A 12,703-nucleotide genomic window follows, 5' to 3' on the forward strand; every position below is an offset into this window, starting at 1 on the left:
GACCACCAGGCCCTAGAAGACCGAGGAGCTGGAAACTTCGTACTCTCCAGCAAGGATGAGCTCCCTTGCCGGCCGTGGGTCGAACACCACTTTGTATGCCAGAGCTCACCCAATGCCACTATCTGGCTGGATCTAGTGAAGAAAAGCCAAAAAATTCCCGCCAGTCTCATATCAGTTCCATTAGTGCGTCAAAAACCACAAGCCTCAATTTTCTGTACGAAAATCATGGGATTGTGTTTTCTGGCGGTAAAGGAGAGATTCGAACTCCAACAAAATCTTGCCATCATCAATGCTCTTCGGGATGCATCATTACTGTCCGTTTATTGGTCTAGATCCGTCCCTCACGAATGCCGGCTACCGGCTATAGCGGACGCTTCCAAGCGACCGCTGTCGGCCAATAGCTGCCAGTTTTATCCGGCAGCAACCGGCCACAAGCGGTCAGTTAGAAATCGTCAGAATGCGGTTCAGAACATGAAGACTGAGCTCGATAATCGCTGTGCATCAGTGCCAGTCTCTAAAACAGTGCATGCATTGACGCGCACGCCAAGTCCTCAACTGCCCTCCGCAGAATGAGCAAAAGGCAAGCTTTTGCTCGCACAGGACTTCATCCGATGGTGGAAATACTACCAGACAACATCCGGATCAATATTTTCTCGGCGGACTATTTCTTCTACAACTACCTGATGACCCTTCTCGTGGAAAACCCCGATGGGCGCTAGCGTTTCAATTGATTAACAGTAAGCAGTAATTGACTCGCCGCATCCATTACAAACGCGTTGACAATATCCAGTAATCATAAATTCGTTTCAGTCTCTTTAACTGAAGATGACCTTATTACTAGATGCTCAGTGCATTGACAACGTCTATAAAGGGTCGTTTTCGGCCGGTTGCGACAGGCAGCAACCGGCCAAAAGCTGCCCTTCGCAGGGGGGCAACAGTCGGTGCGAAACAGGTATACTGTATCAGTATATTCGGAGCATTAATTCATTAGCACTTTCAAATAATGCATTTACAATACGCACTCGTTTGGACGAACAGTTTTCGATGTAGGCAGCTCTATACGCGACTCTATTAAAACGATAGCCATTGCGAATCAGACCAATCTTGCCGGTCCCGCCACACTCCAACTAGTAAGCGTAGATCCAATACTTTTCCACAAAGCTTGTAAAGTAGGGCACTCATCTGGGTATAGTGGAACAAGCTGCTCAATGTGGAGCCTTATCTCACCTCTGTTCTGTAATGGCTTCAATAAGTCGCATGTACAGCTAGCTTGCAGACAATTTTTAGAGCAGCTTGTAGAAAGTCCGGGTAACGCAGCGCTCCAATATGCACCAGCATCCGGACAGGTACGTAAATATCCTAACTTTAAGCCCTTCTTGTAATCGAAGAAAAGCTTAGCCTCTTGATGCCCATTCTGCTCGGCGAACTTCAATGCATCAACCATAATATCGGTATAACGGGATTTTGAATTCTCCGAAATAAAAGATAATGGCACAAGATTTTCAATTTCGTGAAAATCCAAATCCAAGTGGTGCGCGAGGACTTTTGTCATATCATTAGACTCACGAACTTTTACACTGGTCGGCCCGCATTCGTCAGTCGGATACTTTTTGTCCGAGTCCGTAATACATAGACAAAATAAATTATTGTCTCTTTGTGCTCTCTCGAATACCGCATAAGTCCGATTGCCTCCGCCATGGATAGGCCTGTACTTGCGATTAAGCGTCCTCACGGCCAAAGCCTGATTTACATACCATTTGGAAATTATTTCGTAAATATAGTGATCATTTATCTCTTCGAAGATTATTTCCAGTGGAGTTCTCAAGTTCATGTCTGCACAAAAGATCAGGGGTATGGAAATTATCTTCTGATTTCCAGCCGTGCTAAGCGTTGGAATACCATCGCCTGGAACGATATTCACATAGACTTCGACCTTTTCAAGAATCGACTCTTGTTGGGGAACTCTAAAAAATACGCTTTTATATGCGGCCCGCGCAGGCTCTCCTAGCTTTACAAATTTGCTCAGGGAGATTAACGCTTGTGCGTCGCCGAGCACTAAATGGTCTCCAGAACGCACAGCGGATGCTATGTCCTCAAGCGCACTTATCTCAGTAGGGCTCGAACTGCCGTTAGCTACGCAGTCTTTAATAGATTCGGTAATATAAATAATCATTTAGGCCTCGTAATCAAAGAAGCCATACGGCCAATTGTGAAGAGACCCATTTTCACGATACCCACTAAATTCAACGATTGTTTGCGATGTGTTAGGCTCTTTTGAAAAAAGCACAATAGTAGAATCGTCTTTTTTTAAGACCCCCATAGCCGTCATCAGTCCGATTTTATTGACAATCACTTCACTGTGCGTTTCGATAATTAAATGCAAAATCACATCAGCTTCTTTAGCTGCGTTCACTACTGAAACTAACATTTCTGCAAGTTTCGATTGCATGCGCGGGTGTAAATGAAGTTCAGGTTGTTCAATGACGCAAGTGTACGAAAGCCCCGATATACCATTTCGACTGGGCTTATGCAATATGGTCCAGAGCTGTATCATAATTGGAATTACTTGCGAGTAACCAAAACCCATATCAGCAAGATTATAAGACTCTTTGCTTTTGTCGAAAGCGACGCCTAAGTTTACATGGCCTCCGTTGAACTGCACTACTGTTCTAAATCCAAACTCCTTCATTGACCATTCATCAAGCGCGTTTTTCTCTCGATCACTCAGATTTCGTAAAAACATTGCTAAGTTCTCGCCTTTTGAGTCGAGCTCTTTTACGCCGATATCTTGCGAACGATAGTACCGCTGCGCTGATGCACGGATAGGCTCAATGTAAGAAACTCGTCTGAATGTTTGATCTAAAACCTCATCCAGATTGTAGAGTATCATTCCCGTTCTAGCTAATATTAGGAGATTTTGAAAGCGAACGAAAACTTTGTCATCCTGCTCTGTGTTTAAAGTTTTGTTTTTCCAAGTGTTAGTGCTGAACATTTTCTTGAAGTTAATCAGCATCTCTGACTGTTTGCCAATAGCAGCCTTATAAACTGCGTTGGTAAGCGATTCTAGGCTTGTACGCTTATTTGAATAGACTCTCAGTGTATCTACCAGATCATCCAAAATTCCGTCGGGCCAGAATCCACTCCACCATGTCCTGTATATTTCTTCTTTTGGTGAGTCACTTTTGGCGCGTATGAGAGGCAGCAACCTGACTGCTGAGCTGTACGTGTAACTATCGCAATATCGGCTGTGGTTTTCACCGTTAATACTTATTGAGCTAATTTTATTTGATTCGTTGATATCGATTTTAACTGAGTTCCCTTCGATATCTAGATCAATTCCAGCAGTTCTCGTAAGGCCATCCTTTCCTAAAGACGCTAGTCGCAGATTTACCGTGATATTAGAGGTGCTACGGTCACGAGAATTTCCCTGAGCTCTAATCGGTCGATGGTAAATTATCTCAGGGACGGTCAAGCCAAATGAAAAAACGATTTCTTTTTCGCCTTGCTTTCTAATAAGTGCTTGATCGAAATCACCAAAATCGACATATTTACCGAACCAGAGAATTGAGCTTCGAGTCGTTGTTTCAGCACTTTGTTTTAGAAGAGGGAATGTCCGAAGGAAAGTACTCTTACCAGAACTATTTTCGCCCAGAAGAATAGTTATCGGAGAGAGTTTTACCGTTCCTGTATCCTTTAAGCTTCTAAGGTTTTTTACTCTGAATTCGGTCAACATCCTGTACGTCCCTTTTCATAATTAGCCGTCAGCGTGAAATAATATGCATTTGGTCTTGGTTACGGTTCGACTCTACGGACGACTAGAAACCTCCAACAATCATTACCGTGTTCTCCCATTTTTGGCTAGTGGCCAAATGAGCTCATAGTAAAAAATAATGAGATCAGGCAGAAAATTTCGCCATGACGTTGTCAAACGTAGCTAAACCTTCGGAACGTCTGTTTAACGGAATCTGTTTTTATCCATTGACGGATCCATCGGCTCTCGCCGAATGCGAGCGATCATGAATGGCAGCTAATGGCCGGCAGCGTTCGCTTGCCGATGTCCGCTTCTGGCCGAAAGCAGCCCCATCCGTAACTCCCTTTCACTCCTAGTCCCGCCAGATCAACGGAATCTATTACCGCTATCAATCAGCAACAATCTCAAACGCAGCACTCCCCAAAACCTCCCCATTCACCAAAACCCTAACCCCATGCCGCCCCACAAAATGCTTCCGCGTCGTAAAATCCTTAATCACCTGCCGCCTCCCCACAACCACCTCCCCAAACCCCGCCAACTCCACCGTCTTCAACTTGAAAACCTTCCCCGAAACCCCGCCATTCGCCTTCACATAGTCAATCGCATAATCAATCACCAACCGCTGTTCATGCGCCACCGTCGACTTCACCGTAAACGACAACGTAATCGCTTCACCCAACCGAACTACCGCCGGCTCAACCCGCACATCCAGCAACTCAACCTCAGCCTTGGCCCCCGCACCAATCACCGTCAGCGCGCGCAAATCTCCCTGTTTGATCAAGCTGCGCAGCGCATGCTTGGCAATCCACGCCGTGTGTTTGTTCTCCAGTGGCCAGCCTTCAATCGTGTCCAGTACCCATTCCGGATGCTCTTTGGTCACGTCGTTCAGATGGTTCGCCACGGATTTGCGTACGTACAGACTCTCGTCGGCTTTCAACCGATCGAGGATACCGGCAGCCAGTTGCGGGTTGGCTTGCACGGCTTCCAGGCGGAATGACCAGGGCAGGCGAGGGCGGGTGCCTTCGCTGGCGAGGCGGCGGACGTGGTGGTTTTGGTCTTGGTTCCAGTCGTGCATGAGTTCCAGCGAGCGTTCGAGGTCGCTGCGCAGGAAGTGGCGGATAGCGAATTCGGAGGAGCCGAAGGTGGTGAAGTATTTCAGCGCTTGCATGGAGGTATCGAAGGCGTGGCCGCCGTAGCTGGCGACGTAGTGCGGCAGGCACATGCTGACGAATCCGCTGTTGAGGCGGGGGGCGAGTTCGCGCAGGACGTCGAGGGAATCTTCGTAGTCCAGTGGCAGCACGGCGTGCAGGCTTTCGCTGACGCGGGCCATGCGTTGCATCACCGACAATTCCGCCAGCCCTTGGTTGGCGTGCTTGAGAAACGCCTTGGCCTTGAACGCCGGGTACACGGCGCTCATCTCGTTGGCGATGTGTTGCAGGCGTTCGGCGTTGAAGATTTCCTTTAACGCCGGGGCGGCGGTGTCGGTGGCGCTCATGGTCAGGTCATCGGGGTGCTGACGAACGCTTCGAGGGTTTCAGCGTACGCGGTGTATTGGGCGATGTGCGGGTAGCGGCGGGGGTCGATCTGGTCGGGGACGACGAGGCCGGTGAAGCTCCAGGCGACGGCGAGGCTGATGCCGGCCTGGGTCAGGGTGCCGTCGGTGGGCAGGCCGGTTTTTTCCAGTTCCTGTTCGAGGGCGGTGAACGCGGCGGCGAGTTGGCTTTCGACGCGCTCGACCCACGGTTGGTACTGAATGTCGGCCGGGCGCAGATTGCGTTCGTAGTAGAGCTGCACGGCTTTTTCGCAGGCGGCGAGGCTGAGGCCGATCAGGCGCAGGGCGTGGGCGCGTTGTTTGAGGTCGCTCGGCAGCAGGCTTTTGCCGCTGGCGGCTTCGAGGTAGTCGAGGATGAGGGTGGAGTCCATCAGGACCACGCCGTCATCGAGGATCAGCGTGGGTGCCTTGACCACCGGGTTGATCTGCTGGAATTGCTCGAAGTGGCGGAACACCGAGACCGATTCATGTTCGAGGTCGATGCCGAGGCGTTTGGCGGAGATCGCCACGCGGCGCACGTAGGGGGAGTCCAGCATGCCGATCAGTTTCATGACGCGTTCCTTCAAGTCGAACCGGTGGGAAGGCATAACCTAGCCGAGCCTGAGGCAAATGTCAGTCGTCAAAACCGGCCTGCTCGTGAATCTCATCCACATTCAATTCCAGCCGATACGCCACCGCCACGAACAACGCCTGACACAAACACAACGTCGCGCTCAGCGAACGGAACGCCAATGCGCTGCCTTCATTCACCAGCAGCAGGCTGTTGGCGTTTTTGGCCAACGGCGAGAGGTGGCTGTCGGTGAGGATCAGGGTGTTGGCCTGTTGCTGGCGGGCGTAGCGCAGGCAGTGTTGGGTTTCCTTGGCGTAGGGGGTGAAGCTGATGGCGATCACCAAATCACCGCTACGCACGCTGCGCATCTGCTCGCGATAACTGCCGCCCAGCCCGGAAACCAGGTGAATGCGCTTGTGAGTGTGTTGCAAGTTGTAAACGAGGTAGTCGGCGACGGCGAAGGAGCGACGCACGCCGACCACATAGATGTTGTCGGCGTTGACGATCAGGTCGACGGCTTTTTCGAACGCGACGTCGTCGAGTTCGCGGCCCAGGCGTTCGATGCCGGAGCGGGTGGCGTCGATGCATTCGCGGGCGAGGTCGCCGTCGCTGGCTTGTTGCGACTGGTTGGCGATCATGCTGCGGATGCGTTGCTGGTAGTTGTGCACCGGCGAGGCTTTGTGGGTGTAGGCGGCACGGAACAGCGCCTGCATTTCGCTGAAGCCACTGAAGCCGAAGCGCTGTGAGAAGCGCACGATGGCGGAGGGATGCACCTCGCATTCGCGGGCGATGTCGCTGATGCGATCGACCATGATCCGCTCGCTTTGCTGGCTCATGTAGCTGGCGATGCGTTTGAGTTGGCGCGGCAGGGTGTCGTATTCGTCGGTGATCAGTTGCAGCAGACGCTCGGCATTGATCGGGGGGCTGGCGAGGGCAGGCTCGTCGTTGGCCGGCAGATCGGGGCGGGGCATAAGTCTTCCTTCAGGCTGATCAAATCACACTGTGGCGAGGGAGCTTGCTCCCGCTGGACTGCGCAGCAGGCCCAAAGTTGGGGGCCGCTTCGCGACCCAGCGGGAGCAAGCTCCCTCGCCACAGTGATTTACGGTGTGCCTGATGATAGGCGGGGTGCGGGGAATTGGCAGGGGAGATTTCCGGCGTCTGCGCAGCTGAAACGATGCACTGCGCGGGCGGCATGGCTGAAAAAAATGCGACCAACTGCCGCTCGGTTAGCCGTTTGTCTTCTATATACAGCCGTTGGACTGAATTTCTTGCTATAAACGCACTCCGATGACCGCCATGACGCCTGTGTCAGAGCTGTTTACGGGGCTTGTCGGACAAATTCCCGGTATTTACAGTTGCTGAGGCCTCAAACGGGCCTTAGACTGCCGCCCCTTCGTAAATTGAGTGCCGGGTGGCGTTTGCAATAAACGATGCCTTTTCGTCGACCGGACACGGTTCGCCGGAACGCTCCCTATTTCGCCTTAATGCACGTTTTTTTATAGAGATATCAATGACAAAGGACAAGTTGCTGGCCATGCCGGCAGATGACTACATGAATGCCGAGCAACACGCTTTCTTCACTGAGCTGTTGCAGAACATGAAAGTCGAAACCCATGAGCGCATTGAGCAAAACCGTATCGCCATCGAAAGCCTGGACACTCCGGCCGACCCGGCGGACGCGGCTTCGGTTGAAGAAGAGCGCACCTGGCTGGTGAACGCGATCGATCGCGACCAGCGCATGCTGCCGCAACTGGAACAAGCCCTTGAGCGCATCAAGGAAGACAGTTTTGGCTGGTGCGACGACAGCGGCGAGGCCATCGGCCTGAAACGCCTGCTGATCAGCCCGACCACCAAATACTGCATCGAAGCTCAAGAACGTCACGAGCAGATCGACAAGCACCAGCGTCAGGCCTGATTCCATGGTTGCCCCCTGAGTCGGGGGCGCCTGCAAAAGATCGCAGCCTTCGGCAGCTCCTACACGAGCTGACGGGGCTGCGATCTTTGCTTTTACTCGTCTGCGATATGTTGCGCACCGTTCCATTGACCTGCTGCAGACTCCACGACTAACGGACCATGGATAATGGCGTTCTAGTGGCGTTTAATGCAGTCACAACAATGAGAACATGCGTGGGGTGTTGAAATGACGAGAGATGGATCTCTGGTTGGGGCTTTGCCCGCACCAGTGCTGTTGCCGAAAAACCGCTGGATCGCTCCGACCCTGCAAAGCATCGCCCTGATGCTGTTGCTCGCCGGCATGACGCTGAGTGGAGGCTCGCTGTACATCGGCCTGCCGCTGGCGGTGCTGATTGTCTGGCTGCCGCGCCTGCGCTCGCGGGCCATCCCCGATGTTGCGCCTGTCGATGCTGGCAGCGCGATTTCCGAACTCACTCGTGACCTTTCCTACACCACCAGTCACAACGCGCTGTCAGCCGCCGGTGTGGCGTTTTCCGTCAAGCAACTGGCGAGCAAACTGGAATCGCAACTCGACGCGGCGGCGCAGATTGTCAGCAACGCCGAAGTGATGATCGCCACCGAACACGCCACTTCGCAGCTCAGCCGTGAAGCGCTGGACGCCGCCAGTGAAGCGCATCACAGCAGCGCGGCGGGGCGCACCGAACTGGTGGATTCGATTGCGCGCATGCATCAACTCAGTCAACGCGCCAACGCCAGCCGAGAGTTGATCGAAGCCCTGAGCCTGCGCAGCGATGACATTCAACGGGTGACGCTGGTGATTCAGTCCATCGCCAGCCAGACCAATCTGCTGGCCTTGAACGCGGCGATTGAAGCGGCGCGGGCCGGCGAGCATGGCCGGGGTTTTGCGGTGGTGGCGGATGAGGTGCGCGGTCTGGCGGCGCGCACGGCGTCGGCGACGGGCGAAGTCGGGGAGATGGTCGCCGACATTCAGCAGCGCACCGCGCAAGTGGTGGAGCAGATCCGCGAGCTGTCCAGCGATCTGCAGACCGGCGTCGAGCAGGTCGAGAACACCGGCCAGCATCTGGACAACATCGCCCGGTTGGCCGCCGGCGTGGAAGGTCAGGTCGGCGAAATCGCCCGGGGTGCGGAAACCAATCGCGAGCAGCTCGACAGCCTGTTCAAGGCCATCGAACAGATGCGCAGCGATCTGGCGATCAGCGATCAACAGACCCGGCGCCTGGCCGAGGCCGCCGTGCAGATGGAAGGCCAGGCGGAAACCATCAGCGAGCGCCTGGCCGAAGTTGGTCTGGATGACTATCACCAGCGCGTCTATGACCTGGCGCGTGAGGGCGCGAGTCAGATTGCGGCGCGGTTCGAAGCGGATGTCGAGCAGGGGCGGATCAGCCTTGAGGATTTGTTCGACCGTCAATATCAGCCGATTCCCGGGACGCAACCGGCGAAGTATCAGACCCGTTTCGACCGTTACACCGATCAGGTGCTGCCGGCGATTCAGGAGCCGTTGCTGCCGCGTCATGAGGGGTTGGTGTTCGCCATCGCCTGCACGCAACAGGGCTATGTGCCGACGCACAACCTGGCATTCAGTCAGCCGTTGACCGGTGACGAGCAGGTCGACGCGGTGGGCAACCGCACCAAGCGCAAGTTCGCTGACCGCACCGGGATTCGCTGCGGCAGTCATCAGCAAGCGGTGCTACTGCAGACGTACACCCGCGATACCGGCGAGCTGATGCATGACTTGTCGGTACCGATCATGGTCAAGGGCCGGCATTGGGGCGGTCTGCGCTTGGGTTATAAACCGGAGAGTCCGCGCTGATCGATTGTTACCGCTCGCGCAATGAATCTGTGCACGGGCATTGCTGTTTCCTCCGCGACGAAGTCATTAACATGGCCGTTAGTTAGGTAGCTAATGAAGTCGAGAGGTCAGTATGTGCAGAGTCGATGTCGCGGTGATGATTGGCAGTGGTGTGCCCGCCGGATTGCGCGCGATGGGCCAGAGTGTCTGCTGGGTGGTGCTGCTCAACGGTGAGCGGCGCGGCACTGCGTTCGCCAGTCGCGACGAAGCGGAGGAGTGCAAGGCTGCCTGGCTCGCGCAACTGATGGCCGAGCCTGGCGACAGCTTGCACTGACATTTATTAACGTCCGTCGTGCAGGCGTACGTTCAACTCATCGACCAGCACCGCTTCTTCGCCGTCGGCGCGCAACCACTCTTTCAGAAGTTGCGCCTGTTGCGGCGTCCAGAACTCGGCATCAATCAACTTGGTGTTGGCGTCCAGCGGATGCGCTTCGATGAAATCGTCGATTGCCTCGTTTTCCGAAGGCAGGCCCAGTTGGTCGAACAAGGTTTTCAGATCATAGGCTGGCAGTTCCATCGTTTACTCCTTTTGCGTAGGCCGGAATGGCGCTGTCGCTCGCTCTTTATCTGAGGCGGCCGTTGGACAAGAGTTCGATTCGTGATTCAAGCGAGCGGGCAAGAGCGCACGCTTCGTTATGATCTTCGCGGAAACCTCTTACACGACCGGTGGATGATTCTTTGATATGAAAGAACGCGTTGCCCGCCGGAACTACCTGAAATCGAGGTCTGTGATTGCCTGGTCCGTGTTCCGCCAGTTCAGCCAAATCGGTGCCTTGCAGTACGAATGTCGTATCGATACCCGGGTTGGAAGGCTGGGCAAAGTGAGTCAGAGTGCACATATGAAGTCCTTTTCATGAGATAGCCGACGGTTACAGGTCGGTTCGGGTAGTCGGAAGGAGCATCGCTGCTCTAGAATCGCCAGTGTCTGTTGGCGACAGGTGCCTATCTAAAGCAATTTTTTACCGGCGATATGTCGGAAAAGGGCTTTTTTTCGTCAGCTTTTTCCCTAAGGTTTGTAGTCCGTCTTCGTTGCGCTTCAATGAAGATTTTTCCTTCAAAGCCTGGCGAACGTCGAGGCAAGTTTCTCGCCTGACTTTCCAGTAGTCTTGCGAACTTGTGATGTATGGGCGCTCCGCTTGTTTCAGGTGTACTGAAGTCAATCGGTAACAGCATCGGCCTGGCCGTTTTTTTGCCGTGCGCGTTTTGCGCAGGTACTTTTCAGATGTGGGGATGTTTCCTTGGCAGTCAGTAATCTCGATATGCATGCTTTGTTCGTGTTGGGTGATTTGCGTGCAAAGCTGGTCAAGCTGTTTCAATCGCGTTTTGTTTACATCACCGAACAGAACGCCGAAGGTATTTACGTGGCCGAGATCGACACCGAAAGTGCATTGGTGGTCGATGACAAACCGGGGCTCAAGCTCAAGGTCGGCGATCATTTCAGCGCGGCCGTGCTGCCCAGCCGTGAAGGCGGCAAGATGGACATCCGCTTTCGTGAAATCAAACTGACGGTGTACGGCCTGGGCGATTACGCTTTTGTCGATACAGCGGAGGGTCATGCGATCCTGTTCAAGGAAGGCCACAGCGTGGTGACGGTGTTTGCCGCGCATCAGCAATTGCAGGAAGGCCTGACCAAAACCCTGAAAGCGGTCACCGGCAAAGCCGCGAAGTGGCGCAAGGGCGAGTTGGTCACGTTCAAGGCCAGCGAGTGACTGGCGATTTGAGTCGCGCTGACTTCCATTCCCGGCACCTCGAGCGAGCACGTGAAGAGGCTTTGCGGTTGTTCAACGCCAAAGCCGGGATGCAAGGCGCGTGGTTGAACTGGGTGGCTGCGCAGATCTACACGTTGCGGCCTGCGGAATACGCCAGCATGGTCAGACGCGAGCTGCAAAGCTTGCAGGAAAAGTCTGAAACGTAACCTCGTCGGGATAGGGTCCCGGAAAAAGCAGGAACCTCGGCTACAGTCAGTTGACTGAGTATTCAGAGGCTTGCGGTCTTCTGCCAGGCCATCCTGCTACTGCTGTGAACAGCACGAGGTGCAAAAGCATGAAAGGATTTCGACGGCTACTGGCCGCCAGCATGGTCACGTTTGGTGTGCTGACATCGGCGCAACCGGTGACGGCGGCGCAAACGCCCATCCATTTTGCCGACCTGAACTGGGAAAGCGGCAGCCTGATCACCGATGTTCTGCGGATCATCGTCGAGAAAGGGTATGGCTTGCCGACGGATACGTTGCCGGGCACCACCATCACCCTGGAAACGGCGCTGGCCAACAATGACATTCAGGTCATTGGCGAGGAGTGGGCCGGGCGCAGTACGGTGTGGGTCAAGGCCGAGGCGGAGGGCAAGGTCGCCAGTCTCGGTGATACGGTCAAGGGTGCTACCGAAGGCTGGTGGGTGCCGGAGTACGTGATCAAGGGTGACCCGGCCAAGGGTATCAAGCCGCTGGCGCCAAATCTGCGCAGCGTCAGTGACCTCAAGCAATACAAGGACGTGTTCAAGGACCCGGAAAACCCGAGCAAGGGCCGTTTTCTCAACAGCCCGATCGGCTGGACCTCGGAAGTGGTGAACAAGCAGAAGCTGAGCGCTTATGGCCTGCAGGATGACTACACCAACTTCCGCAGTGGGTCGGGTGCGGCGCTTGATGCCGAAATCAGCTCTTCGATCCGCCGGGGCAAACCGGTGCTGTTCTATTACTGGTCGCCGACACCGTTGCTGGGGAAATTCAAACTGGTGCAGCTGGAAGAACCACCGTTTGATGCCGAAGCGTGGAAGACCCTGACCGATGCCGATAACCCCAATCCGAAACCGACCCGTTCGCTGGCTTCGAAACTGTCAATTGGCGTGTCTACGCCGTTCCAGAAACAGTATCCGCAGATCGCGGCATTCTTCAGCAAGGTGGATTTCCCGATCGAACCATTGAACAAGGCGTTGGCCGAGATGAGCGAGAAGCACACTGCGCCGCGCCAGGCGGCAGAAGCGTTCATGAAGGCGCATCCGGAGGTGTGGCAGGCGTGGGTGCCGAAGGATGTGGCGGAGAAGGTCTCCGCCAGTTTGTAATCGCTCTCT

At 54.3% G+C, this 12,703-nt stretch carries 14 protein-coding genes; 6 read left to right on the top strand and 8 right to left on the bottom strand.

The features are described 5' to 3' along the window. Positions 1 to 1,093: 1,093 nt before the first annotated feature. The 5 genes from GTQ41_RS11070 to GTQ41_RS11090 all read right to left on the bottom strand — a co-directional run bounded on the left by GTQ41_RS11070 (position 1,094) and on the right by GTQ41_RS11090 (position 6,824). On the bottom strand, positions 1,094 to 2,173 hold the full coding sequence (locus GTQ41_RS11070; RefSeq protein ID WP_217325499.1) for a hypothetical protein: 1,080 nt from the start codon (positions 2,171 to 2,173) through the stop codon (positions 1,094 to 1,096). After that, complete coding sequence (locus GTQ41_RS11075) at positions 2,174 to 3,733, bottom strand: AAA family ATPase (protein WP_080963289.1); 1,560 nt, start codon at positions 3,731 to 3,733, stop codon at positions 2,174 to 2,176. A 406-nt stretch (positions 3,734 to 4,139) separates the two neighbouring features. After that, a complete protein-coding gene (locus GTQ41_RS11080) occupies positions 4,140 to 5,246 on the bottom strand; it encodes a DNA alkylation repair protein (protein ID WP_047294986.1) in 1,107 nt (368 codons plus the stop codon). 2 nt (positions 5,247 to 5,248) lie between these two features. Further along, positions 5,249 to 5,854 carry a glutathione S-transferase gene (locus GTQ41_RS11085; RefSeq protein ID WP_047294984.1) on the bottom strand — a complete coding sequence of 202 codons (606 nt, stop codon included), beginning with the start codon at positions 5,852 to 5,854 and terminating at the stop codon, positions 5,249 to 5,251. Positions 5,855 to 5,915: 61 nt separating this feature from the next. Next, positions 5,916 to 6,824, bottom strand: coding sequence for a MurR/RpiR family transcriptional regulator (locus tag GTQ41_RS11090; RefSeq protein ID WP_047294982.1), 909 nt, complete (start codon positions 6,822 to 6,824; stop codon positions 5,916 to 5,918). 539 nt (positions 6,825 to 7,363) lie between these two features. Between GTQ41_RS11090 and GTQ41_RS11095 the strand changes: the two genes are divergently transcribed. From GTQ41_RS11095 to GTQ41_RS11105, 3 genes are all read left to right on the top strand, one after another. Continuing rightward, entirely contained in the window at positions 7,364 to 7,768 is a 405-nt protein-coding gene (locus tag GTQ41_RS11095) for a TraR/DksA family transcriptional regulator (RefSeq protein WP_003225981.1), read from the top strand. A 225-nt stretch (positions 7,769 to 7,993) separates the two neighbouring features. Next, a complete protein-coding gene (locus GTQ41_RS11100; protein WP_047294980.1) occupies positions 7,994 to 9,598 on the top strand; it encodes a methyl-accepting chemotaxis protein in 1,605 nt (534 codons plus the stop codon). Between the two features lie 112 nt (positions 9,599 to 9,710). Next, entirely contained in the window at positions 9,711 to 9,911 is a 201-nt protein-coding gene (locus tag GTQ41_RS11105) for a hypothetical protein (protein ID WP_007966907.1), read from the top strand. A gap of 6 nt (positions 9,912 to 9,917) precedes the next feature. On the opposite strand, the gene GTQ41_RS11110 is transcribed toward GTQ41_RS11105, so the two are convergent. The 3 genes from GTQ41_RS11110 to GTQ41_RS11115 form a co-directional block, all read right to left on the bottom strand. Continuing rightward, positions 9,918 to 10,154, bottom strand: a complete 237-nt coding sequence (locus GTQ41_RS11110; protein ID WP_047294978.1) for a DUF2789 family protein — start codon at positions 10,152 to 10,154, stop codon at positions 9,918 to 9,920. 46 nt (positions 10,155 to 10,200) lie between these two features. Further along, a complete protein-coding gene (locus GTQ41_RS28615) occupies positions 10,201 to 10,476 on the bottom strand; it encodes a hypothetical protein (protein ID WP_080963288.1) in 276 nt (91 codons plus the stop codon). Between the two features lie 120 nt (positions 10,477 to 10,596). Next, entirely contained in the window at positions 10,597 to 10,902 is a 306-nt protein-coding gene (locus GTQ41_RS11115; protein ID WP_217325500.1) for a hypothetical protein, read from the bottom strand. Between GTQ41_RS11115 and GTQ41_RS11120 the strand changes: the two genes are divergently transcribed. From GTQ41_RS11120 to GTQ41_RS11130, 3 genes are all read left to right on the top strand, one after another. After that, a complete protein-coding gene (locus GTQ41_RS11120) occupies positions 10,876 to 11,346 on the top strand; it encodes a hypothetical protein (protein WP_047294976.1) in 471 nt (156 codons plus the stop codon). The two genes, GTQ41_RS11115 and GTQ41_RS11120, sit on opposite strands and share 27 nt — an antisense overlap. Before the next feature lie 8 nt (positions 11,347 to 11,354). Continuing rightward, positions 11,355 to 11,552 carry a hypothetical protein gene (locus GTQ41_RS11125; protein ID WP_047295117.1) on the top strand — a complete coding sequence of 66 codons (198 nt, stop codon included), beginning with the start codon at positions 11,355 to 11,357 and terminating at the stop codon, positions 11,550 to 11,552. Positions 11,553 to 11,680: 128 nt separating this feature from the next. Then, positions 11,681 to 12,694, top strand: coding sequence for an ABC transporter substrate-binding protein (locus tag GTQ41_RS11130; RefSeq protein WP_047294974.1), 1,014 nt, complete (start codon positions 11,681 to 11,683; stop codon positions 12,692 to 12,694). Positions 12,695 to 12,703: the final 9 nt, after the last annotated feature.

The sequence above is a fragment of the Pseudomonas sp. AN-B15 genome (assembly GCF_019056475.1).
Taxonomy (GTDB): domain Bacteria; phylum Pseudomonadota; class Gammaproteobacteria; order Pseudomonadales; family Pseudomonadaceae; genus Aquipseudomonas; species Aquipseudomonas parakoreensis.

Coding starts and splice junctions, on each gene's coding strand:
- GTQ41_RS11070 (WP_217325499.1), bottom strand. CDS start 2,173: ATGATTATTTATATTACCGAATCTATTAAAGACTGCGTAGCTAACGGC.
- GTQ41_RS11075 (WP_080963289.1), bottom strand. CDS start 3,733: ATGTTGACCGAATTCAGAGTAAAAAACCTTAGAAGCTTAAAGGATACA.
- GTQ41_RS11080 (WP_047294986.1), bottom strand. CDS start 5,246: ATGAGCGCCACCGACACCGCCGCCCCGGCGTTAAAGGAAATCTTCAAC.
- GTQ41_RS11085 (WP_047294984.1), bottom strand. CDS start 5,854: ATGAAACTGATCGGCATGCTGGACTCCCCCTACGTGCGCCGCGTGGCG.
- GTQ41_RS11090 (WP_047294982.1), bottom strand. CDS start 6,824: ATGCCCCGCCCCGATCTGCCGGCCAACGACGAGCCTGCCCTCGCCAGC.
- GTQ41_RS11095 (WP_003225981.1), top strand. CDS start 7,364: ATGACAAAGGACAAGTTGCTGGCCATGCCGGCAGATGACTACATGAAT.
- GTQ41_RS11100 (WP_047294980.1), top strand. CDS start 7,994: ATGACGAGAGATGGATCTCTGGTTGGGGCTTTGCCCGCACCAGTGCTG.
- GTQ41_RS11105 (WP_007966907.1), top strand. CDS start 9,711: ATGTGCAGAGTCGATGTCGCGGTGATGATTGGCAGTGGTGTGCCCGCC.
- GTQ41_RS11110 (WP_047294978.1), bottom strand. CDS start 10,154: ATGGAACTGCCAGCCTATGATCTGAAAACCTTGTTCGACCAACTGGGC.
- GTQ41_RS28615 (WP_080963288.1), bottom strand. CDS start 10,476: ATGTGCACTCTGACTCACTTTGCCCAGCCTTCCAACCCGGGTATCGAT.
- GTQ41_RS11115 (WP_217325500.1), bottom strand. CDS start 10,902: ATGCATATCGAGATTACTGACTGCCAAGGAAACATCCCCACATCTGAA.
- GTQ41_RS11130 (WP_047294974.1), top strand. CDS start 11,681: ATGAAAGGATTTCGACGGCTACTGGCCGCCAGCATGGTCACGTTTGGT.